The organism is Pantoea sp. R13S299 (assembly GCF_048515925.1).
Taxonomy (GTDB): Bacteria; Pseudomonadota; Gammaproteobacteria; order Enterobacterales; family Enterobacteriaceae; genus Pantoea.
Genome location: NZ_JBLYEF010000003.1, coordinates 381,294 through 407,072, shown reverse-complemented (window position 1 = coordinate 407,072; position 25,779 = coordinate 381,294). Strand labels below are relative to the sequence as shown.

The 25,779-nt window shown below is 56.3% G+C and carries 25 protein-coding genes and 2 pseudogenes; 15 read left to right on the top strand and 12 right to left on the bottom strand.

Annotated elements, in window-relative coordinates:
• Positions 1-3: 3 nt before the first annotated feature.
• Together ACN1CO_RS16355 and zigA are read right to left on the bottom strand one after the other, a co-directional pair.
• Positions 4-1,182, bottom strand: coding sequence for an NAD(P)/FAD-dependent oxidoreductase (locus tag ACN1CO_RS16355; protein WP_419139855.1), 1,179 nt, complete (start codon positions 1,180-1,182; stop codon positions 4-6).
• Between the two features lie 93 nt (positions 1,183-1,275).
• Positions 1,276-2,505: a zinc metallochaperone GTPase ZigA gene (zigA, locus tag ACN1CO_RS16350; protein WP_419139854.1), complete on the bottom strand. Its 1,230-nt coding sequence runs from the start codon at positions 2,503-2,505 to the stop codon at positions 1,276-1,278.
• 122 nt (positions 2,506-2,627) lie between these two features.
• Here zigA and ACN1CO_RS16345 point away from each other — a divergent pair, with 122 nt between their 5' ends.
• On the top strand, positions 2,628-2,966 hold the full coding sequence (locus ACN1CO_RS16345; protein WP_419139853.1) for an ASCH domain-containing protein: 339 nt from the start codon (positions 2,628-2,630) through the stop codon (positions 2,964-2,966).
• Here the strand turns inward: ACN1CO_RS16345 and ACN1CO_RS16340 are convergent, their stop codons facing one another.
• On the bottom strand, positions 2,967-3,515 hold the full coding sequence (locus tag ACN1CO_RS16340) for a helix-turn-helix domain-containing protein (RefSeq protein ID WP_419139852.1): 549 nt from the start codon (positions 3,513-3,515) through the stop codon (positions 2,967-2,969).
• Between the two features lie 111 nt (positions 3,516-3,626).
• Between ACN1CO_RS16340 and ACN1CO_RS16335 the strand changes: the two genes are divergently transcribed.
• From ACN1CO_RS16335 to ACN1CO_RS16325, 3 genes are all read left to right on the top strand, one after another.
• Positions 3,627-4,295, top strand: coding sequence for an AzlC family ABC transporter permease (locus ACN1CO_RS16335; RefSeq protein WP_419139851.1), 669 nt, complete (start codon positions 3,627-3,629; stop codon positions 4,293-4,295).
• A complete protein-coding gene (locus tag ACN1CO_RS16330) occupies positions 4,292-4,615 on the top strand; it encodes an AzlD domain-containing protein (protein WP_419139992.1) in 324 nt (107 codons plus the stop codon). The genes ACN1CO_RS16335 and ACN1CO_RS16330 overlap by 4 nt, the downstream gene beginning before the upstream one ends.
• A gap of 120 nt (positions 4,616-4,735) precedes the next feature.
• Positions 4,736-5,464 carry a DJ-1/PfpI family protein gene (locus tag ACN1CO_RS16325; protein ID WP_419139850.1) on the top strand — a complete coding sequence of 243 codons (729 nt, stop codon included), beginning with the start codon at positions 4,736-4,738 and terminating at the stop codon, positions 5,462-5,464.
• Here ACN1CO_RS16325 and ACN1CO_RS16320 read toward each other — a convergent pair.
• Genes ACN1CO_RS16320 through ACN1CO_RS16310 form a run of 3 tightly spaced genes read right to left on the bottom strand, consistent with a single transcriptional unit; the run spans position 5,414 to position 10,522 of the window.
• A complete protein-coding gene (locus ACN1CO_RS16320; protein WP_419139849.1) occupies positions 5,414-6,379 on the bottom strand; it encodes an acyltransferase family protein in 966 nt (321 codons plus the stop codon). The two genes, ACN1CO_RS16325 and ACN1CO_RS16320, sit on opposite strands and share 51 nt — an antisense overlap.
• Positions 6,372-9,434: an efflux RND transporter permease subunit gene (locus tag ACN1CO_RS16315; protein ID WP_419139848.1), complete on the bottom strand. Its 3,063-nt coding sequence runs from the start codon at positions 9,432-9,434 to the stop codon at positions 6,372-6,374. The genes ACN1CO_RS16320 and ACN1CO_RS16315 overlap by 8 nt, the downstream gene beginning before the upstream one ends.
• Positions 9,434-10,522, bottom strand: a complete 1,089-nt coding sequence (locus ACN1CO_RS16310) for an efflux RND transporter periplasmic adaptor subunit (protein WP_419139847.1) — start codon at positions 10,520-10,522, stop codon at positions 9,434-9,436. The genes ACN1CO_RS16315 and ACN1CO_RS16310 overlap by 1 nt, the downstream gene beginning before the upstream one ends.
• 514 nt (positions 10,523-11,036) lie before the next feature.
• On the opposite strand from ACN1CO_RS16310, the gene ACN1CO_RS16305 reads away from it, so the two are divergent.
• Entirely contained in the window at positions 11,037-13,766 is a 2,730-nt protein-coding gene (locus ACN1CO_RS16305) for a cation-transporting P-type ATPase (protein ID WP_419139846.1), read from the top strand.
• Here ACN1CO_RS16305 and ACN1CO_RS16300 read toward each other — a convergent pair.
• The 3 genes from ACN1CO_RS16300 to ACN1CO_RS16290 form a co-directional block, all read right to left on the bottom strand.
• Positions 13,755-14,786, bottom strand: coding sequence for an AI-2E family transporter (locus ACN1CO_RS16300; RefSeq protein ID WP_419139845.1), 1,032 nt, complete (start codon positions 14,784-14,786; stop codon positions 13,755-13,757). The two genes, ACN1CO_RS16305 and ACN1CO_RS16300, sit on opposite strands and share 12 nt — an antisense overlap.
• Before the next feature lie 182 nt (positions 14,787-14,968).
• Positions 14,969-15,439, bottom strand: coding sequence for an RES family NAD+ phosphorylase (locus ACN1CO_RS16295; protein WP_419139844.1), 471 nt, complete (start codon positions 15,437-15,439; stop codon positions 14,969-14,971).
• Positions 15,436-15,879 (bottom strand): antitoxin Xre/MbcA/ParS toxin-binding domain-containing protein, encoded by a 444-nt coding sequence (locus ACN1CO_RS16290; protein WP_419139843.1) that lies wholly within the window; start codon positions 15,877-15,879, stop codon positions 15,436-15,438. The genes ACN1CO_RS16295 and ACN1CO_RS16290 overlap by 4 nt, the downstream gene beginning before the upstream one ends.
• A 147-nt stretch (positions 15,880-16,026) precedes the next feature.
• On the opposite strand from ACN1CO_RS16290, the pseudogene ACN1CO_RS16285 reads away from it, so the two are divergent.
• The 8 genes and pseudogenes from ACN1CO_RS16285 to ACN1CO_RS16250 all read left to right on the top strand — a co-directional run bounded on the left by ACN1CO_RS16285 (position 16,027) and on the right by ACN1CO_RS16250 (position 21,646).
• Positions 16,027-16,641, top strand: a pseudogene (locus ACN1CO_RS16285) (TetR/AcrR family transcriptional regulator).
• 50 nt (positions 16,642-16,691) lie between these two features.
• Entirely contained in the window at positions 16,692-16,820 is a 129-nt protein-coding gene (locus ACN1CO_RS16280; protein ID WP_419139842.1) for a hypothetical protein, read from the top strand.
• Positions 16,821-16,848: 28 nt separating this feature from the next.
• Positions 16,849-17,124, top strand: a pseudogene (locus ACN1CO_RS16275) (alpha/beta fold hydrolase); the annotation flags it as partial.
• A 260-nt stretch (positions 17,125-17,384) separates the two neighbouring features.
• Positions 17,385-18,572, top strand: a complete 1,188-nt coding sequence (locus ACN1CO_RS16270; RefSeq protein WP_419139841.1) for a M20 metallopeptidase family protein — start codon at positions 17,385-17,387, stop codon at positions 18,570-18,572.
• A gap of 21 nt (positions 18,573-18,593) precedes the next feature.
• A complete protein-coding gene (locus ACN1CO_RS16265; RefSeq protein ID WP_419139840.1) occupies positions 18,594-19,442 on the top strand; it encodes a substrate-binding periplasmic protein in 849 nt (282 codons plus the stop codon).
• Between the two features lie 6 nt (positions 19,443-19,448).
• Positions 19,449-20,174, top strand: a complete 726-nt coding sequence (locus ACN1CO_RS16260; RefSeq protein WP_419139839.1) for an ABC transporter permease — start codon at positions 19,449-19,451, stop codon at positions 20,172-20,174.
• Positions 20,175-20,183: 9 nt separating this feature from the next.
• Positions 20,184-20,870 carry an ABC transporter permease gene (locus ACN1CO_RS16255; RefSeq protein WP_419139838.1) on the top strand — a complete coding sequence of 229 codons (687 nt, stop codon included), beginning with the start codon at positions 20,184-20,186 and terminating at the stop codon, positions 20,868-20,870.
• Positions 20,867-21,646, top strand: coding sequence for an ABC transporter ATP-binding protein (locus ACN1CO_RS16250; protein WP_419139837.1), 780 nt, complete (start codon positions 20,867-20,869; stop codon positions 21,644-21,646). Before ACN1CO_RS16255 ends, ACN1CO_RS16250 begins: the two co-directional genes overlap by 4 nt.
• Positions 21,647-21,782: 136 nt before the next feature.
• Here the strand turns inward: ACN1CO_RS16250 and ACN1CO_RS16245 are convergent, their stop codons facing one another.
• Entirely contained in the window at positions 21,783-22,490 is a 708-nt protein-coding gene (locus ACN1CO_RS16245; protein WP_419139836.1) for a glutathione S-transferase, read from the bottom strand.
• A 136-nt stretch (positions 22,491-22,626) separates the two neighbouring features.
• Here ACN1CO_RS16245 and ACN1CO_RS16240 point away from each other — a divergent pair, with 136 nt between their 5' ends.
• Positions 22,627-23,196, top strand: a complete 570-nt coding sequence (locus ACN1CO_RS16240) for a TetR/AcrR family transcriptional regulator (protein ID WP_419139835.1) — start codon at positions 22,627-22,629, stop codon at positions 23,194-23,196.
• Positions 23,197-23,263: 67 nt separating this feature from the next.
• Here the strand turns inward: ACN1CO_RS16240 and ACN1CO_RS16235 are convergent, their stop codons facing one another.
• A complete protein-coding gene (locus tag ACN1CO_RS16235) occupies positions 23,264-23,857 on the bottom strand; it encodes a TetR/AcrR family transcriptional regulator (protein ID WP_419139834.1) in 594 nt (197 codons plus the stop codon).
• A gap of 141 nt (positions 23,858-23,998) precedes the next feature.
• On the opposite strand from ACN1CO_RS16235, the gene ACN1CO_RS16230 reads away from it, so the two are divergent.
• Entirely contained in the window at positions 23,999-24,391 is a 393-nt protein-coding gene (locus ACN1CO_RS16230) for a RidA family protein (RefSeq protein ID WP_419139833.1), read from the top strand.
• 331 nt (positions 24,392-24,722) lie between these two features.
• Here ACN1CO_RS16230 and ACN1CO_RS16225 read toward each other — a convergent pair whose 3' ends face one another.
• Complete coding sequence (locus ACN1CO_RS16225) at positions 24,723-25,739, bottom strand: NADP-dependent oxidoreductase (protein ID WP_419139832.1); 1,017 nt, start codon at positions 25,737-25,739, stop codon at positions 24,723-24,725.
• Positions 25,740-25,779 lie beyond the last annotated feature (40 nt).

Here is a 25,779-nt window from a genome sequence, read left to right as displayed (position 1 = left end):
TTCTTACTGCGCAGCCGGAAGATAAGCGGGCCCTGCTTTAGCAACCGCACTGAGCGGACGCAGCAATCGATGCGGTGCAAACGCACTCAGCATCGGTGACGCTGTGCCGCTCAGCATCTCCTCAGCCACCAGCCTGCCCAGCAATGGGGCAAGGGTCATGCCGCTATGGCTGACGAGTAGATAAACGCGTGCTGACGCGCTGATGTAGCCTGCTGCCGGCAAGCCATCAGCCGGACGCGATCGCTGTCCGGTTTCAATCCGCTCAATTCTCGCCCCTTCCGTGTTTTTAAACAGCCGACGCAATCGACGCAGCATCTCTTTGCCAATCAGTCCATCGGGTGAGACCGGCCGCGCCGGATCGGCATGCTGATCCAGATCCAGCGCCTGCAGCATCAGGCGGCCGCCGCCATCCGGCCGCACATTCAGTTCCGGGGTAATCAGATTGCATTTAAGTGAGATCGGCAGAGGCTGCGTCTGCGCCAGAAAACTGCAGGCAACCGGATCGGCGCGGTTCGCATTGGTCATCGCCAGTTCAAGCCCGCACTGACTCACTAGTTCCGGTGCCCAGCGGCCGGTCGCCAGTACCAGCTGATCGCCGCGCCATTCATCACCACTGGCCAGCGTAAGATGCACATCCTGAGCCGTTTCCGTCAGCGTCGTCACTTCATTGTTGCAGACCAGCTGCCCGCCACTGGCGCGCAGGTCCGCCAGCAGAGAGGCGATAAACAGGCTCGGATAAAGCAGGCACTCCGACGGGAAAAACCACGCGTGCTGAATGCGGGGATCGAGCCGCAACTCGGGCAGGGAACCCAGTAGCGCGGCGCGGCTACGTTTCTCAACGGGATAATCGAGTGTTGTGAGCTTTGCTGCACGCTGCGCCAGCTGGCGCAGGGAGGATTCATCGGCTGCCCACTCCAGCGTGCCGGTTTCCAGCAGCCAACGGGGCGATGCAGGGTGACTGGCCTGCCAGCGCTTATGCTCGTCGATCGCATGGGCATTAAGATCATGGTAGCTGGTGGGTTCTTTGCCGTTGGCATTGACCCAGGCATAGCTGATCTCACTGGTTCCGCTGCCAGGATAGTTTTTATCGAAAACGGTGACCTGTGCGCCCCGTCGCGACAATGACTGCGCGACGGCTAAACCCAGCACGCCTGCACCAATTACGGCAATACGTTGTGGCATATCTGGTCTCTCCTGAACAGGGATGAGTGGAAAACTGCTACCCGCCGGTTCGGTTCACTATTGCGAAGTCAGAGAAGGACGTCAACCGCCGCTTCAGGCAGTGGTTTCATCAAACCAGGCAGGCACCGGATCGGCAAGATTGATCCAGTGCTCAGGGCCTGCAGCCATCTCATGGGGTGTCAGCAGTGCGTGGTCCAGCGCGGAATGAATACGCTTTTCATCCATTTCAATGCCGATGAATACCAGCTCCTGACGCGCATCGCCGATGCCTTCCTGCCATTGTTCAGCGATGAAATTGAGGGAATCCGCATCCTGTGGCCAGTCCACTCGCGGCACACTGACCCACCAGCGCCCGGCATAACCCTGACGCGCCACGGCGCCCGCCTGCGACCACATCGCGGCATAGTCTGGCCGGCTGGCGAGCCAGAAGTAGCCTTTAGAACGGATAACCCCGTCAAGCTGGTGATTAACGACCTCCCAGAAACGCTGCGGATGGAACGGACGGCGGGCGCGATAGACAAAACTGCGAATGCCATACTCCTCCGATTCCGGCAGATGCTCATCACGCAGGGTCTGCAACCAGCCCGGAGCCTGTGCTGCCCGATCGAAATCAAACCGACGGGTATTCAGCAGGCAGTCCAGCGGAACCTGGCCAAACTCACTGTTCACAATAAGGGCATCTGGATTAAGCGCACGCAGCATGCCCTGCAGTTCATGCAATTGCGACTGGCTGAGCAGATCCGTTTTGTTCAGTACCAGCAAATCACAGAACTCAATCTGATCCACCAGCAAATCAACCACTGATCGCTCGTCCTGCTCGCCCAGCGACTCGCCGCGAGACTGAAGATCATCGACTGAACGGTAATCGCGCAGGAAATTGAAGCCATCAACCACGGTAATCATGCTATCCAGACGGGCATAAGCCGACAGGCTTTCACCTTCTTCATCTTCAAACGTAAAAGTTTCAGCAACCGGCAGCGGTTCAGAGATGCCGGTAGACTCAATCACCAGATGATCGAAGCGACCGGCCTGCGCCAGACGTTTCACCTCCAGCAGCAGGTCTTCCCGCAGCGTGCAGCAGATGCAGCCGTTACTCATTTCGACCAGCTTTTCGTCAGTACGTGACAGCTGTGCGCCGCCATCGCGCACCAGAGCAGCGTCAATGTTAATTTCAGACATATCATTGACGATGACCGCGATCCGCCGTCCCTCGCGGTTGTTGAGAATATGATTGAGCAGGGTGGTTTTACCGGCACCGAGAAAGCCGGAGAGAACCGCAACCGGTAGACGGGGATCCTCGGATGTACGAAGAGAGAGTGGCATACTGTTACCTGTCAGCAGTGATTAATATATATGTTATAACATAACATTAATGACGCTATTTTCAATCGGGTTTTCTATTCACGTGTCCGCCAATGAAGATGGTGAAGAAAAAAGGAGAACAGATGCAACAACTCACACTGGTGCCGCGGCTTATGCCTGATGTCAGAAGCGGCGCAAAAACCTCAACGATACGCTGGCAGGAAGGCGAGATCGTTACCGGCCTGCTGAAACTGGTGAATGAGCAGGATGCCGCGGACGAGATCATCATCTGGGTGACGAAGATCGAAATGCTGCGCTTAAATGAGGTGGCCGCGCGGCTGGGGAAAGAGGCTGAATGGCCGGATGCGGTGCTCCTGGAGGGGATGCGCGAGCACTATCCGGACATCAGGCTGAGCAGTGAGGTGCAGCTGATCACTCACCTCACGCCCGCCGAAACGCAACAGAAGCTCATGGAACAGTGATCAGCTGTGTTCAATCACCAGCAGCGCCAGCGTATCGGGTTCCAGCGCCCGAAAGATATGCAGCTCATCGCCCGGATAAGTAATGTAATCACCCACATCCAGCTCCACCGCACTGTCGACCGGGCCGACCAGCGCACGGCCTTTAGCCATAATAATATGTTCGATGGTATTGGGAATATGGGGCTGGGAAATACGTTCGCTGCCGGGCTGAACCTCCAGCAGATAGATATCACGCCGGACGCCAGGCGGGCAGGATGCCAGCAAAACGGCCTGATAGTCGGCCAGATCCGCCGTCACCGACAGACCTTCTCCGCGTCGAATCACCTGCAGACGTCGCGCATCCGGCTCCAGCAGACGTGAAAAGGGAATATTCAGCGTCACGCACAGCGACCACAACGTCTCAATGCCCGGATTACCATTACCCGCTTCCAGCTGTGACAGCGTGGATTTGGCGATCCCGGCGCGGCGCGCCACTTCAGCCAGTGACAGACCCGCTCGCTGACGTTCACGCACTAAGGCATTGGCAATAATGCTGATAGGGGTATTCAAACGCACTCCTGATAACCTGAATGTTTTTTATATCGAACACAACGTTCGACTTGTAAAGCGCCGTCGCGCTGTTCATTATATCGGATTATACGTTCATTATGAGACAGAGTGATGCTTTTTCCGCAAATGCAGTTGCTGGACAAAGGGGTGATCAAAGCGATTTTCCTGGTCTGCCTGGCTGATGGAATTGTCGGTTTATCCTATGGCTCGCTGGCTTCCGCCGACGGGTTTCCGCTCTGGGTGCCGCTGGCGTTGTCAACGCTGGTGCTGGCGGGCGCATCGGAGTTCCTTTTTATTGGCATTGTGGCGGGTGGGGGCAGTCCCTTTACCGCCGCCGCTGCGGGCCTGCTGGTGAATGCGCGTCACCTGCCGTTTGGTATTGCGGTTAAAGATCTGGTGGGAAAGGGACCGTCCGGCTGGTTTGGCTGTCACATCATGAACGATGAAAGTGTGGTGTTTGGTATCTCTCAGCCGCAGCTGGCTCAGCGTCGCAGCGCCTACTGGCTGTGCGGCATCGGTATCGGCTTAATCTGGCCGGTGAGTGTCATGACCGGAGCGGCGATCGGGCAGTTTATTCCGGATGTCTCGGTTATTGGGCTGGATGCAGTGTTCCCGGCCATCCTGATCGCCCTGATCTTCCCGGCGCTGCGGCAGCGACGCACCCGCATTCCTGCGACCGTCGGCGCGCTGCTTTCCTTGCTGGCGACGCCGCTGGTTCCGGCGGGCATGCCGGTGCTCTTCTCGCTGCTGGGCCTGCTGACATGGAGATCGCGCAAATGACGCATCAGGGAATGATCATCGCCGGGATCGCTATGCTGGCTGCTGGCACCTATCTGATGCGCTTTGCCGGCGTCAGGCTGGGAAACCGTCTGCCCATCAGCGAACGCACCCAGCAGATGCTCTCCGACGCTGCCACGATATTGCTGCTGGCGGTCGCGGCGACCACGACGCTGTTTGAGGGCCAGCATTTTGCCGGTGTGGCTCGGGTGGCAGGCGTGGGCTTTGCCCTGTTACTGGCCTGGCGTCGGGCACCGCTGATTGTGATTATTCTGGGGGCGGCGGCGATGACGGCGCTGCTGCGTTTCCTCGGCGTGCCCTGACGCTGCTGTGCCCTGACGCTGCTGTGCCCTGACGCTGTTGTGCCCTGACGCGTCAGGGATTGATATCTCACCGGGCATCACGGCATGATGAGTGTTCATCCCCCGCCCGGAGTTTCCCCCATGAATCGTCCGCTACAGATTGGCCTTCTGCTGTTCCCTGATGTCACTCAGCTCGATCTCACCGGCCCGTGGGAGGTGTTTGCGCGCACGCCTGGCGTCGAATGTCATCTGATCTGGAAAGATCTTCTGCCGGTGCGTTCCGATCGCGGCCTGTCGATATTGCCTGCCACCACGTTTGATGCCTGTCCGCCGCTGGATGTGATCTGTGTGCCTGGCGGGCCGGGGCAGATTGTCCTGATGTCAGACGATGTCACGCTGAATTTCCTTCGACAGCAGGCCGCTCAGGCGCAGTGGATAACCTCGGTCTGCACCGGGTCGCTGGTGCTGGGAGCGGCCGGATTGCTGAAGGGATATCGTGCGACCTCGCACTGGAGCTCTATCGATCAGCTGTCCCTGCTGGGCGCGGAGCCGGTCAACCAGCGTGTGGTGCGCGACCGCAATCGTATCAGCGGCGCGGGCGTCACTTCGGGTATCGATTTTGCCCTGACGCTGGTGGCTGAAATCGCCGGAGACGCGGTCGCGAAAGCAGTCCAATTGCAGATGGAATATGATCCCGAACCGCCGTTCACCAGCGGTTCGCCGCAGACCGCGCCGCCACAGGAAGTGGAGCAGGCGCGGGCGAAAATGGCAGAGTTCCTTGCTACGCGCCGGGCGGCAACCGAGCGTGCCGCGCGGCGGCTACAGGCTGATCAGCTTACGGACGCCGGGGATACGCAGCAGCAGGAGTGACAGCGCCATCGAGGAGATCAGCGTCAGGGCGATGACCAGCAATTTATCGCCCAGCGTCTGAATGTGGATGGCGGCCGCCAGCAGGCCAAAGACAAGATAGTGCAGGATATAAACGCCGGTCATGGTTTTCCCGAGCGTGGTCAGGAACGAGGTCAGCCACTGACCTTTTTCCGGCAGGCGGACCGCGTTAATGCCGATGACGATCAACACCACCAGCAGATAAACCTGCGAGCCCGTTAGCTCCACCTCATTGTGGGTCGCCAGAAAGCGCGCGATAAAGTAATGACGTTCATACAGCCAGGTGAAGAGATACACCGCGGGCAGCAACAGCAGGCTGATCTTTATCACTCTGGGTGAGGTCAGCAACTGCATCACCCGCGGCGCGGCCATCAGCCGGCCGGTGAGGTAGTAGAGCACCCACGTCCAGATCCGGTATTGCGGCAGCAGCGAAAAGGCACGCCGGCCCGGATAGAGGCTGGCGAGCAGGTCATAGGCAAACGCCGATACCAGCAGCAGCAAAATCCCGGTTGCCATCAGTCCTGGCCGCTGAATCAGCCAGTCGATTAGTGGATGCGAGACGTAAATCACAATCAGCGCAATCACGAACCATGGCTGAATCAGATAGCCTTTATGGTGCATCCCGGCAAACCAGAAAAAGCTGAACCAGAAGATAAAAATCAGCAGAATGCGGCGAATTTTGCCGAGCTGCCACGCGGATGTATGCAGCTCACCGGCATCGATATAGCCACTCAGCAGAAAATAGAGCGGCGTGGCGATCGTCGAGACAAAACTCAGCACGTTCAGCGTCAGATTGATGTCGTAATGGTAGCTGTCGTAGCTCTGGTACAGCGTAAAAAACGACACGGCGGTGATACAGGCCAGCGTCTTCAGCATTGCCAGCCCGGTCTTATTCACCGCGCGCCTCCCGGCCGTGGAAGCAGCGATAGATCACCGGCAGCACCAGCAGGGTAAGTACAGTCGCAAATCCCAGACCAAAAATAATCACGACGGCCATGCTCTGGAAAAAGACGTCGCGCAGCAGCGGCAACAGGCCCAGCACGGTGGTGAAAGCGGTCAGCAGGATAGGGCGGAGACGCGAGGTCGCCGCATCAATAATCGCCAGCTGCAGCGACTTCTCCTGCTGGAACAGCCTGATTTCCTCAATCAGCACGATTCCGTTACGGATCAACATGCCCGACAGGCTCAGCAGCCCAATCAGCGCCATAAAACCAAACGGTATTCCGGTAATTAAAAAGCCACAGGTAACGCCAATCAGCGCCAGCGGCACGGTGATCCAGATAGCAACAGCGTCGCGCAGCGAATTAAACATCAGCACGGTAATGATAAACATTGCCAGGAAGCCCACCGGCAGCGAACTGAGCAGGCCGCTCTGTGCTTCGCGTGAACTCTCCAGCTCGCCACCCCATTCAAGCCGATAGCCAGACGGAAGTTTCAGCTGATCAATTTGCGGCTGCACCCTGGCGATGACCTGCGCGGAGGTTAATCCTGAGGCGGGATCCGGGTCGGTCTGCACCGTCAGCACGCGCGTGCGGTCGCGGCGCATAATCAGCGGATTTTCCCACTCCAGACGGAAGTCAGAAACCACATTGCTCAGCGGCACAAAGTGTTGCAGGGCAGCGCTCCAGAGCTGGATGTTCTCAATGTGATCGACACTCTGCCGCTCATCATCCGTCGGGTAGAGCATCACCGGCATCAGCCTCGTACCGTCACGGAAGATGCCCACTGCGTCGCCGCTGAAGTTCATTCTCAGCGCCTGATCGATATCGCGCTTGTCGATGCCCAGTTCCTGACCGCGCAGTGCCGAATAATCCGGGCGGATCACTTTGCTGCGCTCCTGCCAGTCGTTACGCACCGGGAAGGTTGAGCCATCCGCCAGGAAAATCGCATCCAGCTGGCTGCCGATATGGCGCAGCACTTCAGGATCGGGGCCGATCACCCGCAGTGCAATGGCACTGTCGCTGGCGCTGCCAAACTGAATACGCTTGATGCGCTGATTCACCTGCGGGAAGTTCTGCTGAATGTACTCCTCGGTCTTTAGCGACAGCGCATCCAGCTGTCGGGCATCCTTAACCCGCACCATGATCTGAGCGAAGTTGCTGTACTGGCGCGCCGCGTCATAGGTCAGGGTAAAGCGCAGTGCGCCCTGGCCAACCGTAGTGACCGTCGCCGCGACGTCCGGATCCTGATTAATGAACCGGGCAATTTCCGCCGCCGTATTGGCGGTATAGTGGATATCGGTGCCGTAGGGCAGCCAGAGATCGGTGAAAAAGACCGGCGTGCTGGAGGAGGGGAAGAAGTTCTGCTTCACCAGGGTAAAGCCATACAGCGACAGGGCCAGCAACGCCACCATCACCGTCAGCGTGGTGATGCGAAAACGCAACAGGCCGCCCAGAGCCTGACGATAAAGCCGGAAGACCACGCCCTGATAAGGCGCGGGTGGTTCGGTTTGATCAGGCCTAGCCGCGCCCCGGCGCTTCTCGCTCCAGTTGATAAACACCGGGGTTAAGGTCAGCGCCGTGACCCAGCTCAGCATCAGTGAAATCAGCAGCACCTGGAACAGCGATTTACAATATTCGCCGGTTGAATCCTGCGACAGACCAATCGGTGCAAAGGCGAGGATCGCAATGACCGTCGCCCCCAGCAGCGGCAGTGCGGTGCGCCGTACCATGCGGGCAATCGCCTGCTGTAACGGATGCCCGCGCTGGTGGTCGATCTTCACCCCTTCAACCACCACGATGGCATTATCCACCAGCATGCTGAGCGAAATAATCAGCGCACCCAGCGACACCCGCTGCAGCTCAAGTTTAAACAGGTACATGATCAGCAGTGTGCCGAGCACGTTAAGCGCCAGTGAAGCGGCAATCACCATGCCGCTGCGCAGGCCCATAAACAGCAGCAGCGTTCCCACCACAATCGCCAGCGCCATCAGGAAGTTGAGGATAAAGCCGTCAACCGACTGTTTCACCTCATGCGCCTGGTTATAAAACACCTTCATGCTGATGCCGGCGGGCGTATCCTGCTGATAGTGCGCCATGCGGGCGGTGAGCGCGTCGCCGACATCGATGACATTGACGCCGGGCGCAAACGAGATGCCGATAGCCAGCGCCGCTTCACCGTCTGCAAAGTAGATATTGGCGGGATTATCGGTGACGCCACGCGTCAGGGTAGCGATATCGCGAAGATGCACATTCTGCGGGCTGCCCGCCGGCAGAATCGGCAGGTTAGCCAGATCGTCGAGCGTCTGTAGCTCGCCGGTAGGATGAAAACGGATCGATTCGCTGTCGACCCGCAGCGTGCCGGCACTGGCAACGCTGTTATTCCGGCTCAGCAGATCGGCGACGCGCTGCGGCGTCATGCCATAGGCGGTCATTTTGCTGGAGGAAAGCGCGATGCGGATCTCCTCCTGCTCGACACCTGCGACCGCCACTTTCGCTACGCCTGGCACCAGCACCAGATCGCGGCGCAGCTGATCGGCATAGTTGCGCAGTTCGCTGTTCGTGTAGTCTTTGCCGTGGATAACGAAGAAGTAGCCATACACATCGCCGAAGTCGTCGTTCACCAGCGGCGCCTGCACGCCAGGCGGAAACTGCCGCGCCGCGTCGCCGACCCGGCGGCGTAACTCATCCCAGATTTGCGGCAGCTGATCGGCCAGATAGCGGCTTTGAATATTAACGGTAATCTGCGACAGACCATTGCCGGAAATGGAGGTGACGTTGTCCAGCGACGGCAGGCGTTGCAGCGCATTCTCCAGCGGCAGCGTGACCTCCTCTTCAACCTGCTGGGCTGACGCGCCAGGATACTGAGTGACAATCACCGCCGACTTGATGGTAAACAGCGGATCTTCAAGGCGGCCGATGTTCAGCAGGGCATAGATACCGCCGACGCCCAGCAGCAGAATGACCATCCAGATGCGAATCGGTTTATCAATAAAATGCTCCTGAATACGCATTATAACCCCCGCTCACGCTGCCAGATGCGCACCGCTTCACCGTCACGCAACTCACCGACACCGGCAGCGACAATGCGGTCGCCCGGCTTCAGCCCGCTGATGATTTCAATGCCCTGAGCGGTAAGACGACCCACTTCAACCGGCTGATCTTTAACACGCAGCGCCTCGCCATCCTGCTCAACCAGCCAGACATGCGGTTGATTGGTCGGGCTGCGATCGGGATTAAATACTGCAGCCGCAGGGACCACCAGACGCGGCTGGGCTGGGGCATTCGGCAGGTTATGCAGCTTAACGCGCACCGAGCCGCTGAGACCGGCAACGCCAGGGAGATCCGCCGGACGTGGCATGGTGAGCACCACCTGATACGTCAGCGTGGCGGCGTCGGTCTGGCTGGTATGCTCTTTGTATTGTGCGGTAAAAAAGCGACCGGGCAGGGCGTTAAACTGCACCTCAGGCTGATAGTGAATATTCTGGATGTCGAGGCTGGTGAAGAGGGTTTCCGGCAACGTAAAGATGACGTCGAGCAGATCGGCCCGGGTCAGCAGCGCAATCGGCTGTCCGGCGGCGACCACCTGATGATTACGCGCCTGTACGCGGGCAATAACCCCATCGAACGGCGCGCGCAGGGTCAGGAACTGTAACTCCTCCTGCGCGATCTTCAGTGCAGTCGCGGCAGCATCACGGTTAGCGCGCTGAATATCCATCTCAGACTTTGAAACCGCGCTGCGCTGGGCCAGCGTGTTAAAGCGCTGAAACTGTCGCTCCGCCAGTTGCAGTGCGGTCTGACGGTCGCGTACCCGCAGTTTTGCATCCGCATCATTCAGGGTGGCCAGCAATTGCCCTGATTTTACAGGCGTTCCGTCACGTATATTGAGCTGTACCAGCTGGCCTGCGCGTTTAAATGCGAGGTCGGTATTATCACCCGCCTGAATACGTGCAGGAAAAACCCGGATATTCTGCGCGATATCCGATTCAAGGGTGAATACTTTAATTACGCGCGGCGGCGGAGCCTCCGGTACTTTTTTCTGATCGCACGCTGTCATAAATAAACAACAGAGATAAAGGGGGATAACCTTGCGTTTAATCATTTTCTTCGCCTTAACATCAGCTATTTCACAGCATTTTAATAAGCGTTAAGGCGTCATTAGCCCTGATGCTTATCGCGACCGGGATAAAATTATTTTGAATGTTCGTAATAATATTTTAACGAGACGGCAACGCCGCTTCGTCTGAATCGGGTTAGGCTGCCATCTGTGAGACGACTAGCCAGGTGAGTAAGCCCACCAGCGTGGTTGCGGCAACCGCGAGAATAACGAAACCGCAAAGCATGATAATGCTCTGTTTTTTCATTAGAGTTTCCTTTTGCGAGCCAGAGAATAAGCCGTTGAACACTGCATCAGCATACTTAAACCAGAGCTAAACAAAAACAACGTTGTCATTCTCATAATATAGGTTAGATTTATTTTAGTCATTTAATGTTACTCATCAGACGTTTCTTACGTAAATATGATATCGGTCATTACCGGCGGGAGAGGTATGCCGCAAGATGCCTGCCTTTTAATTGCGCCTTTAATTCATCGCTAAATGGCACGAGGTTTATATATGCTAAATAATGATAAGCAGGATAAAGCGTTAGCTTTATCTGAGCGCCCCTGGTATCAGCGTAGTGTGACCGAGATATTTTCTGACCTTCAGAGTTCACCTGCAGGATTATCCACTGCGACTGCACAGGAACGTCTGCAGAAAAAGGGCCCCAACGCGCTTCCGCAAAAAGCGGAAAAATCTGCACTGCTCAAATTCATCGCGCATTTTAAAGATGTGCTGATCTACATTCTGCTGGCCGCGGCGGTCATCACCGCGATCATGGGCCACTGGGTCGATACCTTTGTCATTATCGGCGTGGCCGTCATCAATGCCCTGATCGGTTTTATTCAGGAGAGTAATGCCGAGAAATCACTGAAAAGTATCCAGAACATGCTCGCCAGCGAAGCGATGCTGGTGCGCGAGGGTAAGCAGGTCACAGTCGCCACGCGCGATATCGTGGTTGGTGACGTGGTGATGTTACGGCCTGGCGACAAAATTCCGGCTGACCTGCGGCTGTTTGAAGTCAATAACCTGCGGGTTGAAGAGGCAATTCTCACCGGGGAGTCGACGGTGGTGTCGAAGAACATCGATACGCTGAGCGGTGAAAAATCGCTGGGCGACCGTCTGAATCTGGCTTTCTCCGGCACCACCGTCAGTTCCGGCACTGCCGCAGGCGTCGTGATCGCCAGCGGCGGTGATACTGAACTGGGTCATATCAACGAAATGATCAGCGGCATAAAAGAGGCCAAAACCCCGCTGCTGGTGCAGATCGACAAACTCGGTAAAGCGATTTTTTTCATCATCCTGCTGATGATGGTCGCTCTGTTTATCTTCGGCTATCTGCTGCGTGACATCCCACTCGGTGAGCTGTCGCTGTCCGTCATCAGCCTGGCGGTTGCGGCTGTGCCGGAAGGTCTGCCCGCTATTATTTCCATTATTCTGTCGCTGGGCGTGCAGTCGATGGCGCGTACCAAGGCGATTATCCGCAAGCTGCCGACGGTCGAAACGCTGGGCGCAATGTCGGTGATCTGCTCCGATAAAACCGGCACGCTCACCATGAATGAGATGACGGTGAAAGCGGTCGTGCTGGCAAAGAGCCGCTGGCGCGTCAGCGGAAACAGCTACGAACCTAAAGGGGAGATTGTAGCTGAGCAGGGCGAAACCACCGGAGCGACTGCTGCCCAGGATCCGCTGTTCCAGCAATTCCTGCACGCGGTGGACACCTGTAATGAGAGCCAGCTGCGTCAGGAAGATCAGGGGCACTGGACGATTGTTGGCGGCCCGACGGAAGGTGCGCTGAAAGTGCTGGCGGCTAAAGGGATGACCGCCCCGCAGCCGGTCGACGTCGTGAGCAAGCTGCCGTTCGATTCCCTGTATAAATATATGTCGGTCAGTTGTGTGGCCAATGGTGAATCCTGGGTGCTGCTGACCGGCGCGCCAGACGTCCTGCTGACGTTGTGCCAGCAGCAGCAAACGCCGGACGGTGCCGAGCCAATTGACCGAGCTTACTGGGATGCGGCCATCACCACCTACGCCAGCGAAGGGCTGCGCACCGTGGCCGCCGCCTGGAAAAGAACCTCTGCACCCGTTACCGACCTGGACCATGCCGATCTGAAAAGTGACATGGTGCTGCTGGGTCTGGCCTGCATGATGGATCCGCCGCGTCCGGAGGCGATTGCCGCCATCGACGAGTGCCAGAAAGCGGGCATTCGCGTCAAAATGATCACCGGCGACCATCAGGAAACGGCTATGGCGATTGGTCAGATGCTGGGCATTGGTAACAGCCAGGCCGCGATTACCGGCTACCAGCTTGAACATATGAGCGACGCCGAACTGGCTGAGGCTGCAAAAACCTATGACATTTTTGCCCGCACCAGCCCGGAGCATAAACTGCGTCTGGTGAAAGCGCTGGAAGCCAGCGGTGAGATCGTCGGCATGACCGGCGACGGCGTCAACGACGCCCCGGCACTGAAACAGGCCAACGTCGGCATTGCGATGGGCATTAAAGGCACCGAGGTGACAAAAGAGGCGGCCGATATGATTCTGGCCGACGATAACTTCGCCACCATTGCTGCGGCAGTGAAAGAAGGACGTCGCGTTTACGACAACCTCAAGAAAACCATTCTGTTTATCATGCCGACTAACCTGGCGCAGGGTCTGCTGATTATTATCGCGATTCTGATGGGCAATCTGCTGCCGTTAACGCCGGTACAGATTCTGTGGATGAACATGGCGACGTCGGCCACGCTGTCGTTTGGTCTGGCGTTTGAGCCTGCGGAAGCGAATGCGATGCGCCGGCCACCGCGCAATGTGAAAGCACACGTCATGGATGCTTACGCTATCTGGCGCGTGGTGTTTGTCGGTCTGCTGATTTCCATCAGTGCCTTTGTGCTAGAAGCGTGGCTGCAACCGCGCGGCTACAGTGCTGAGTTTATCCGCACCGTGCTGCTGCAGATGCTGGTTACCGCGCAGTGGGCTTACATGCTTAACTGCCGTAACTCAGATGGCTTCTCACTGGATCGCGGACTGCTGAAAAACCGTGGAATCTGGCTGGTGACGCTGGTGCTGATTGTCCTTCAGGCGATCATTATCTATGTACCGTTGATGAACACGCTGTTTGGTACGCGACCACTGCCGATTAACTACTGGCTGATTTCGCTGATTGTCAGCATCGCGATCTTCATCATCGTTGAGATCGAGAAACGTCTTACCCGCGCCTGGCGGGTGAAGACGCCATCACTGAGTTAATTCTGTCTCCGGGTCCTGCTGCGGATAGCTCGCCAGCAGGACCTTCTTAAGCAGATAGGTCAATGGAATGGCCAGTATCCCGCCCGTAATCCCCAGTAATGCCTGCCAGAACAAAAACGCCAGCAGCTGCGTAGTCAGCGCCAGGTTCAGTCGTTTACCAATCAGCAGCGGTTCGAGTACTGAACTCAGGCAGAGGTTCAGCACCACAAAGAATCCGGCTACCGCCAGCGCAACCTGCAAATCGAACATGATGTAACTCTGAATGACCGGCGGAATGGCGGCCAGAAATGAACCCAGCACCGGCACATAATTAAAGATGAACATCAGCACGCCCCAGAAAAAGGCAAACTTCAGCCCGATCAGATGCGCACCCACCCCGACGATCACCCCGCCCAGAATACTGGTCAGCGTTTTTACTCGGGCATAAACAATCACGCTCTGAATGCCTTCCTGCAGCGCCAGATAAAAGTCCTGATGTTTTCCCGTGACACGCTGTTGCAGTGCTGCTTTCAGCAGCGGCATCTCATAGAGCATAAACAGCAGCATCAGGAACACCATGATCCACCAGGAGATGACGCCAGGGATCTGCGTCAGAAAAGCCGTGACGATGCGCACTATCGCGCCCGCATCCACAAAGGTCAGCAGCTGGTCGGGCGTCATACCGATATCCAGCCGGGCAAAGGCCAGCGTCAGCTGTTCCAGTCGCGCTGCCAGCAGTACAGGAGCCTGGCGGCTGAGCTGCATCAAATCGGGTGTCAGCACGGTTAACTTGATAGTGGTGACCACCATGATCAGCAGCATCAGCATGATGACCAGCAGGGATGAGACGATGCGCGGTATCCGCTTTTTATCCAGCCGGGTAATGAGTGGATCAAGCATGATCGCCAGTAACATCGCCAGCAGTACCTGATTGATGAGCGGTGCCGCCAGATAGAGGCCGGTGAGAATAATGGTCAGGCAGGCCAGGATAAACAGTACGCGTGCCAGTGGCGGCCAGAGAGTAAACCAGCTCAGTCCCATGATCGGGCTCCTTCAGCAAAGATAAGCTGCAGTATAGATGAGGGTTAAAGGTCAGTGCTTTGCGTCAGGTCAGAGGGTGGGGGCATCGTGCAGGGGAGTGACAGGGGCTTCAGAGCCGATCAGCGTCGGCTCTCAATCGTTATTAAATGCATGAATGAGCCACCTGTCGCTATCCGGTTAGTCTATTTACGCTCCGGTTTCAGCCGACGATCAAACCGGAATGGAATGGCCTCAGCCTGTTGAACGATCCGGGAAAACTCCGGGTGTTCAGGATTCAACAGATAGTTGTGTTCTACGGGAGAGAGGGCACTGGGTACACGCAACGCAACCGCATCGCAGGCAGAACACCAGGCGTCACCATACTCAGCCAGTTCCGCTGGTGCATCTTCATCGGCCCAGTTTGCAGGCAATTCACTGATATCCGCGGTCTGAATCAGCGCATCCGGGACATCAATGCGCAGTAGGGTAAACGCATCCAGTATATGTGCTGAGTGCAGATGGACCAGTGTTTCCAGCAACGTCAGTGAGGCGGTTTCTGAGACATAAACCATGGAGATGCCGATGCTGTTCCAGCGGCCGCCCGCCTCTTTTGCGCCGAATCCGGTCCAGGCTGTCGAAAGATACTTTGTCTTAGTCAGCCTGTAGAGGATCAAGAGTAAACTCCATGCTCCAGGCGCGTAATTAATTTCATGACCTCGTAAGCGCCGGTTTCAGATGCCATCAGCTCTGCTGGCATTTTCCAGCTCAACGCCCGGTTAGGCTCATTCAGCCATTTCTGCGCTTCATCCTTATCACCTTCGAACAGTTCAACCGCCCGATCGATCACGCGGATAATACGCACCAGTCGTTCGCTTTGTTCAGCGCTGAATTTCGCTTTCACGCCACGGCTAAACGTCGTGGAGGGAATCCCGGACATTTTGCGCAGGTCGTTTTGTGTAATCTTCGCCCAGTCGATGATGAGGTGAGCCACGTTGCCATCAAGGCCTTCATTGATCTGACCCAGCAGAGCGACCCCATCAACGTTGTGCAGGCCTGCAGCCTGCCATAAGCGTGGCGGTCTGGTCTTAGCCGCAGAAAAGCTGAATGTTTTCATTCGTCACCTCCAATTGGTCATTTAATTATAACCGTTTGGTTGGAGGGGTGCAATTTCTGGAGCCTGATGAAAGATATTAAAAAAATAGAACAGGTACTTTAACTCACCGACAAATCACTCTATCTTTAAGGAAACACTCATTTCCTAATGGTGTCCTCAATGAACGACAGCCACTATAAAGAGCGGGGACGACCACGCGCCTTTGATACCGATGCGGCGCTGGACAATGCGATGCTGGTATTCCGTTAAAAAGGCTATCACGCCACCTCAATCGGTGATTTGGGCCAGGCTATGCAACTCACTACCGGCAGCATCTATAAAGCCTTCACCGACAAGCAAACGCTGTTTGCTACGGTCTTTGCCCGCTATCTCTCACAGCGTAACAGCAACTTAGCTGCGCGGCTGGCGCAATGTGAAAACGGCCGTGGGCAACTGGCAGCGCTGCTGAATTTTTACGTGGATTCAGTGCGCGATGTTGAAGGAGAACGCGGCTGCCTGGTCGCAGTCAGCGCCGTGGAGTTGCAGACGCTGGATGAAGAGCTGGCAGGTGCGGTCAGCGCTGCGCTCATGCGAAATATGCACAATCTGCAGCAGATTATCAGGCTGGGCCAGCAGGATGGTTCGTTCAATCCTGAACTGGATTGTGACGCCACCGCTTCACTGATGCTCTGCATCGTGCTGGGGATGCGGGTGGCCGGTAAAGTTGCGGCTACCCGGCCGGATGCCAGCATCATCCCCCTGGCTCTGAAACTACTCGACTAAATTTTTTATCCATTAAGGAATCGATCGTTTCCTTATTATCCGGAGATTTTATGCAGTCACATTCACTTTACCAGCACCACCTCACGCATATTGGCTCACAGCGACTGCACTACCTCTGCGCAGGCCGTGAACACGAAGAAGTCGTGGTGCTGCTCGCGGGTTTCCCGCAAAGCAGTTAAGCATGGCGGGACGTTATTCCCCGGCTGGCCAGGCGCTTTGCGGGCCGGACTGGCTTTTTACCGCGCATTCGCACAGTCGGCAGAGCAGAATCGCCAGCGTGCGCTGAATGGCAAACTGGGCGCACCGCTGCTGGCCGTCAGCGCCGACCAGGGTTCAATACCCGACATGGCCACCCCGTTACGTGCCGTGGCGCGGCAGGTAAGCAGTGAAATGATTCCTGACTGTGGCCATTTTATTCCCGATGAACAACCGGAGAAAGTAGCGGAAATACTCGCAGACTTCTTTACCCGGTCGCTGAATTAAAGCGACAAATCCCTCTGTAAATCAGGCAAATTAATATCACGAAGCGGATTATTAATATTATTGCTGATCCGCTGCTATCTCATACGGCTTTCCAATAAATAACGCTATCCTTCTGATTTTTAATAATTATATCTGAATTCTTACGCGTTGCTTTCTGTGACGTGCTGTGAATAAATAAACGGTCGTCACCATCCGACATCCGGATGAGATAAAAATAACGGTCGGCAACAGACTGCCGATTGCATATTGCCGGGGCTGCTATGAATCAGGAAAAAGCACGACTGGCCGGGGAAATAAAAGCCAGAGTTAATGAACTTGAATCTCAATTAGTGGCGATTCGACGTGATATCCATGCGCATCCGGAATTAGGCTTTGATACGCTGCGCACCGCCAGTCTGGTAACTGACTACCTGCGGGCGCTGGGACTTCAGCCGCAAACTGGCGTGGGCCGCAGCGGTGTTGTGGTCGATATCGACGGCGCAGAGCCGGGCAAAACCCTGCTGTTGCGCGCCGACATGGACGCGCTGCCGATCCATGAGCAGACCGGTTTGCCCTTTGCCAGCCGCTATCCCGGAAAAATGCACGCCTGTGGTCACGATATTCACACGGCCACGATGCTAGGAGTGGCTAGCATCTTGCCGCACTATCGTCAGCAGCTCAAAGGCCGGGTCCGGCTGATATTCCAGCCTGCGGAAGAGACGCCAGAAAGTGGCGCGGAGGCGATGATCGCCGACGGCGTGGCAGACGGCATCGACTGGGCTGTGACGCTGCACAACAAGCCTGAACTGGCGGCGGGCGAAGTCGCCCTGACGCGCGGCGCCAGCACTGCCTCCAGCGATGAATTCGACGTGACGGTACATGGCGTATCGACCCACGCGGCACGTCCGCATATGGGCACCGATCCCATACTCGCCACCGTGCATCTCATCAGCCAGCTACAAACCATCATCTCACGTGAACGCGATCCCGCTCACTCTGCCGTGTTAACCATCGGGCACATTCAGGGCGGCACGACTCACAACATTATTCCTGACAGTTGCCTGTTTCAGGGCACCATCCGCACCAAATCGCCGGAAGTGCGCGCCGCCATGGAAGCGTCATTTAAACGGATGTGCGAAGGGGTCGCACTGGCGCAGAACGTGCGGGTGGAGGTTAACTTCCAGCGTGGTGTGCCGCCATTAATGAATGACGATCGCCTGATCGATTCACTGGAAGAGATTCTGTCGCATCAGTTTGATAAGGCGATCATCGCGCAGCCCAGCGCCAGCTTTGGAGCCGAAGATTTTTCACTGTTTACCGAACGGGTACCGGGCTGTCAGATCCATATTGGATCGGCTACGCCGGGCCGTGACGATCATCTGCATAACTCCGACTATCAGCCGGATGAACGCAGCATTGCCGCCGGGACGCAGGCGCTGACCCGCCTTGCAATTGACTTACTCTCTTAATAATAAATAAATGAGGTTTATATGATGATGCGTAACCGCCTGTTCACGGCTTCTCTGACCGTGGCGCTGCTCGCCACTTCGGCATTCAGCCAGGCGAAAGATTTCGGCACCCTGAAGTTTGCGACTGAAGCGGCTTATCCTCCGTTCAACCAGACCACCCCGAGCGGCAAAATCGTCGGCTATGAGCCGGATATGGTGGCCGAGCTGGCAAAGCGTGCGGGCTTTAAATATGAAATCATCGCGCAGAAATGGTCAGGCATGATCCCGGGACTGATTGACGGGAAATATGATGCAGTGGTCGATGCGGTAACCGTGACGCCAAAACGCGCGGAAGCGATTGACTTCACTCATCAGTACACCGTCAGCGTCTCCAGCTTTGTGACCGCGAAAAAGAGCCCGCTTGCCACGCTGCCAGGCAGCGGCACGGTGGTGACCGCAGATGATGACGCTGGCATGAAAAAAGCGATCGACGAACTGAAAACCACGTTCAAAGGCAAAACCATTGCGGTGCAGGTCGCCACCATTCAGGCGGACTTCCTGCAGAAATACCTGGGCGATGTCGCCACCATTCGTACCTATCAGGCCGGTCCGGAAACCTTTGCTGACCTGATGAATGGCCGTGTGGATGCGGTCATGGCTTCACGTACCAACCTCAACGCCTTTGTGAAAAAGAACAGCGATGCGATCAGCAGCAGCGGCTATGGCTTCTCGGGTGGCGTGCTGGGCGCAGGCTCGGCGATTGGTCTGCGTAAAGGCAACAGCGAGCTGCAGCAGGTGCTGAATCAGGCGCTGGACTCCATGATCAAAGACGGCACGCTGAGCAAACTGTCGATGAAATGGTTTGGCGAAGATGTCGCACCAAAAGCGTAATCGCGGATGCTGATGAATATTGACTGGCAGATACTGGGTTTCGGGGATGAGGGCTGGGGCGGCGTGCTGCTTAGCGCCGCCGCTGTCACTGTCAGCGTATCGCTCTGCGCCTGGCTGCTGGGTGCGGTGCTGGGCAGCGTGCTCTGCTGGATGCAGATTGCCGGTTCGCGCTGGCAGCAACGGCTGGCGGCAGGGTACATCACGCTGTTTCGCGGCGTACCGGAACTGCTGGTGATCTACCTGTTCTACTTCGGTGGACGGCAGGTCGTTTCCACGGTGGGCACCGCGCTGGGCTTGCAGGGACCGTTCGATGTGAACGGTTTTGTGGCGGGCGCGATCGCCATCGGGTTGATCTCCGGTGCCTATCAGAGCGGCGTGTTTCGCGGGGCGTTCTACGCCATTCCGGGCGGGACGCTGGAAGCCGCGACCGTGACCGGCATGGGACGGCTGATGATGTTTCGTCGCATCATCGTGCCGCAGGCGTTACGCACCGCGCTGCCGGGCATGGGCAACCAGTGGCAATCGGTGATCAAAGAGTCGGCGCTGGTCTCGGTGACCGGGCTGGTGGAAACTATGAACCAGGTCTCTACTGCGGCTAACTCCACCCAGATGTCCTTTTTCTTCTACAGCGTAGGCGCGGTGATCTACCTGATTATCACCACCTGTTCCGATATGGTTTTCCGCTACGTGGAAAAGTTTGCGATGCGCGGTCAACAGCGCGTGAAGGGATAAGGAGTCCACGTGGATATGATGTTTTTACAGCAGACGTTGCTGGCGCTGCTGAAAGGATTGCCGCTGACCATTAACCTGGCGCTGCTCTCGTTACTGGGTGGCGGCGTGCTGGCGCTGTTGCTTAATCTGCTGCGCATGACGCGCGCCGGCAGTCTCTTCTGTCGTTTCTATGTCTGGCTGTTTCGCGGTACGCCGCTGTTGATCCAGATCTTTATGGTCTATTACGGCCTCGGCAGTTTACCGGCGGTGCGCGACAGTCTGTTCTGGCCGCTGCTGCGCGATCCCTACTGGTGCGGTTTGCTGGCGTTGATTCTCAACGATGCGGCTTACACCTCGGAGATCCTGCGTGGCGGGCTGCGCGCGGTCAGCCAGCAGTCACTGGAGGCCGCCAAAGTCTCGGGCATGTCGTCGTATAAGATCTTCACCCGCATCACCTTACCGATTGCGATTCGCCAGGCGCTACCCGCCTATAGCAATGAAATCATCTCGATGATCAAAGCGACGTCGCTGGTCAGTACCATCAGCCTGATGGAGATGACCGGCATTGCGGACTCGATTGTCTCCTCCACCTTCCGGGCGCTGGAGGTGTTCCTGAGTGCGGCGGTGATCTACCTGATACTCACCATGCTGGTGAGCAAAGGGGTATCAATACTGGAACGACGCTTATCACCTTACTATTTTGGAGCACGCTCATGACCGCACCCACCATCATGCTGAGTCATCTCAGAAAGAGTTATGCGGGACACGAAGTGCTGCACGACATCAGCCTGACTGCGCAGGATGGCGATGTGATTTCGCTGATTGGTGCCAGTGGGTCGGGCAAAAGTACGCTGTTACGCTGCATACCATTTCTTGAGGTACCGCAGGCGGGCGAAATCGCGGTCGGCGACATTAACGTCACGCTGGATAACGCCGATGAGAAACTGAGCCGCGAGCAACGCCGTCGTATTAAGCTGATGCGGATGCAGCTCGGCTTTGTGTTTCAGAGCTTCAATTTGTGGCCGCATAAAACGGTGATGCAGAACATCATTGAAGCACCGGTTCATGTGCAGAAGCGCAGCCACAAAGAGGCGATTGAAGAAGCCGAAGCGCTGCTGCATAAAGTGGGACTCTATGCAAAACGCGACGCCTGGCCGTCGCAGCTTTCGGGTGGACAGCAGCAGCGAGTAGCGATTGCCAGGGCGCTGGCCCAGCAGCCGAAAGCGATCCTGTTTGATGAGCCGACCTCCGCGCTGGATCCGGAGCTGGTGGGCGAGGTGCTGCGGGTGATCCGCAGCCTGGCGGAAGAAGGGCGCACCATGATTATCGTGACGCATGAAATGGGCTTTGCCCGAGACGTGTCGAACAAAGCGGTGTTTCTGCATCAGGGCATGATTGAGGAATCGGGTTCGCCTGAGCAGGTGTTCCTGGACCCCATCTCGCCGCGCTGCCGTGCCTTTGTGAACAGCCACTTTGAGCGCAATGCAGGCTAGAGAGACAGGCAACGTAGTCTGACTGCGGCGCTGAGACTGCGCGTCTTAAAAACAGAAAACCCCGGAAGCATTTCCGGGGTTTTTTATCTGCCAGGCTTCGTGATTCAGACAAGCCTGTAAACGCAGTATCCTGAAATTAAGGATTAAACACCGGGCGGCCCGCTTCAACCAGTGCCTGCCACTGCTGATAGCTGGGACGGCGCTGGATATCTGAATACCAGGCCTTCAGTGCAGTACATTCGTCAGGCACAGCAAGATTCACCAGAGCCGAGAAAATCATTCCGCCTGTTACAGCGATATCGGCCATCGAAAACGTATTGCCCGCGACATAAGGCTGCGAGCGTAAAACGCCATCGAAATAGTGCATGCCACGAATGGCCTTTTCGCGCATCTTCTCACCCCATTCCGCATTCTGATAAAGCTCAACCTCTGGCCCCAGTCCTGCGGTGGCATGGTGGAAATAGACGCTGACCGCATCAAGAAATTCGATTTCAGCCCGTTTGGTCATCATATGGATAACGCCTTTTTCTACCGGCGTGACACCAGTCAGAACAGGATTGTCATCCAGTACGTCCAGATATTGCGTTATCGCGGTGCACTCTGCGATCAGCGTTCCATCATTCAGCGCTAATACCGGCAGGGTGCCTGAGTAATTGATGGCCAAAAATTCAGGCTTTTTATGCTCACCTGTCCACAGATTTACCGGAATAAATTCCACCTGAGAAAGTAATCCTTTTTCCGCGAGGGCGATTCTGACGCGTGCAGGATAAGGGCCATCATACCAGTCATAGATTTTCATGGATGGGAGTGAAGAAGCTACAGTTGCATTGTTGATATCAGTCATGGTTAATTTACCTACCTGTCAATTGGTAGTTTAATTGTGGCGCTGAACTTTCAGGCTGTCAATCTCTGTCTACCAGTTGGCAGGTAAAATTTTTTTGTTTATAATGGGCCTTCACCTCTTTAAGGAAAACAGGATTATGAGCCTGAACGCACGTGAAGCTATTCTGGCAGCAGCAAAGAGCGCTGCTCAGAATCATGGCTATAACGGGATTAATTTTCGCAGCATCGCTGATGAGGTGGGGATTAAGAATGCCAGTATCTATTATCACTTCGCCAGCAAAGCCCATCTGGGAGCCGCCGTCGCTAACCGATACTGGCAGGACACGGCGCAGAATTTAAAGACTATCCGCGAGCAAAGTGCCTCACCGGATGAGGCGCTGCAGCGCTATCCGCAGATTTTCCGTATGTCGCTGGAAGATGCCAACCGGCTCTGTCTCTCCAGCTTTATGGCAGCGGAATATGACGATTTGCCGGAGGAAGTGAAGCGTGAAGTACAGTGTTTCGTCGACGCGAACGTTGAGTGGCTGACTCAGGTTCTGAGCGAAAAGGACCCTGATAACACAGAGAAAAATGCTCAGCGCGCGCTGGCAATCTACACCGCGGTGGCGGGTGCGCAGTTAATTGCCCGCACACGCGAGGATATTAAAATTTTTGATAGCCTGATTGCGACGTATCAGGAGACCGGTCTGATTCCGCTGTCGCGCTAAATGAAGAACTAAAAGTTTCTGCCCGGTTTCAGGCGTGCGCTAAGGGCTGCCGGTTCAGAGTCCGGCTTTAAACGCTCTGGCGCAAGCCGCCTGCCAGCTGGGTAAATACCGCGATCATCTTTGGCAGCGCGTTTTCCGGATCGCTGCTGGAGCCGACCCAGAGTGCGGCATTCAACGCCGCGCTGTTCAGCAGATGTGCGGCGGCATCGGCGTCAATCGGCTTAATCAATCCGCTGTCGATCAGCCTTACAATCGTTTCGCGGGTGGCTGCCAGACAGCTGTTCTGGCTGGGCCACTGCGCGGGATCGCCCAGGAAAGCCGGGCCATCACGCAGCACAATACGCTGCACTTCGGCATCCATCGCCATGCGGATATAGGCGATGCCTTCGGCCACCAGCTTCTCCCACTCATCCGTCACGCCGGACGCTGCCGCTTTAGCCTGCTGCGCCATTTCACCATCAACCTGCGCGACGACCGCCGCGAGCAGCCCCTTTTTATCGCCAAAGTTATGGTAAAGCGCCCCGCGAGTGAGACCCACGCTGGCCGTCAGCTCATCCATTGACGCGGCGGCAAAGCCTTTTTCGGCAAAGGCAGTGCGCGCTGCCGCGATCAGTTTTGCCCGGTTTTCTTCCATTGATTCTGCACGACGCTTTACGGCCATGGATTCTCCTTTCACATACGCGACGTATATTAATTGACATACGACGCGTATGTATGATTAATGTGACATACGCCGCGTATATTAAATCAAACCCGTATGCGCTGCATCCTGTAATCCCACTGAGGCTGTTAAGGAAATTCTATGATCACACGCGAACCCATTTTTCCTGCCAATCGTCACGCTCTCTATCAGCAGCATGGCTATTCCGCGGCTATCCGCTCTGGCGATCTGCTGTTTGTCTCGGGTCAGGTGGGCAGCCGCACCGATGGCACGCCGGAACCCGATTTTGCTGCTCAGGTTGAACTGGCGTTTGAAAACCTGGCGGCCACGCTTGCGGCGGCCGGCTGTACGTTTGACGACCTGATCGATGTCACCACGTTCCACACCGATCCGGAGAATCAGTTCGAAACCATCATGCAGGTGAAGCAGCGCGTTTTCCCGCAGCCGCCTTATCCAAACTGGACAGCGGTGGGCGTGACCTGGCTGGCTGGGTTTGATTTTGAGATCAAAGTGATTGCCCGCATTCCGGAATAGCGTGACGCACGTAGTCTGTCGCAGGACATCTAAAGGGGCAATCATCCGCCAGGCCAGCAAACTTTCAACAGGACGATAGCTCATCCGGGCGGCTATCCCGTGGGAGAGTGGGGGGTCAGGTTAACTTCCGCGAATTGAACCCGAGGCTGTTTACACGATGGTGGGCCTTATCCGGTCCGGCCTGCTGGATCTCAGCCATTACACAGTGACGGAATTTGCACTGAGTGAGATTAATCATGCTGTTACGCACGCTGCCGAAAACAGCGGCCCCTTTAAACTGACGGTCGTTCGCCCGTAAACGGCTCAGTCTCTCTGGAGACTGAGCCTTTATTTACTCAATCGTCAGAACAATTTTGCCCTGAATGCTGCCCCGCGAAGCACGTTCATGGGCCTGCGCCGCTGCTGAAAGCGGCCAGGTATTCTCAACCACGACCCGCAAGGTGCCGTTTTCCAGCAACACACCGGCTTGTTTCAACTGCTCTCCGCTGGAACGAACCTGAATGGATGACACAGTCACACCCCGGCGGGCGGCCTCATCGTATGCCGTGAACGCCAGCGGATTGACCAGATAAAGGGCACCACCCGGACGGATGACAGTGAGAAATCGTGCCATGTCCGGGCCGCCCACCGTATCAATGACCAGATCGATATCTTTGATATGCTTTTCTGCCGCGACCTTTTTGTAATCAATAAACGTCTCTGCGCCCAGCTCTCGTAACAGAGATTCGTGTCGCCCGGAGGCTACGGCAATAACCCGTGCGCCTCTCCATCGGGCAATCTGCACCGCAAGATGTCCGACGCCGCCGCCCGCTCCGTTAACCAGCACGGTTTTTCCCTTTAACGCGATCGGAACGTGAGGGAACGACTGAAAAGGATTCGGCGCCTCGTGGCCGGTTTCAACCAGAAACTGCCAGGCTGTCAGCAGAGACATCGGCGCGGCAGCGGCCTGCACGTGGCTTAAACTCCGCGGTTTAAGCGCAAGCTGATTCGCCGGAACAGCGACATAGTCTGCGTAACCGCCGCTGCCGGTGAACAGGTCATCCGGAAATCTGACCATCGCATAGACCTCATCCCCGACATCAAATCCAGTGACATCTTCATGGATTGCCGCCACCACGCCGGAGATATCCGTGCCGGGAATCAGCGGAAACATTGGGGAGGGCTGCCATTCGGGTGGCAAAGCACGGTAACCATCGCGCAGATAGAGATCAGGTGGATTGATTCCCGCCGCGTGCACCCGAACCAGTACTTCACCGGCCGCAGGTTGTGGCCGGGGCGCATTCTCGTAACACAGCACATCCGGGCCACCAAACATATGCAGGCGCACCGCTTTCATTGTTTCGCTCATCGCCACTTCCTTCGATTTGAATTGATGCTGATAGGATAAG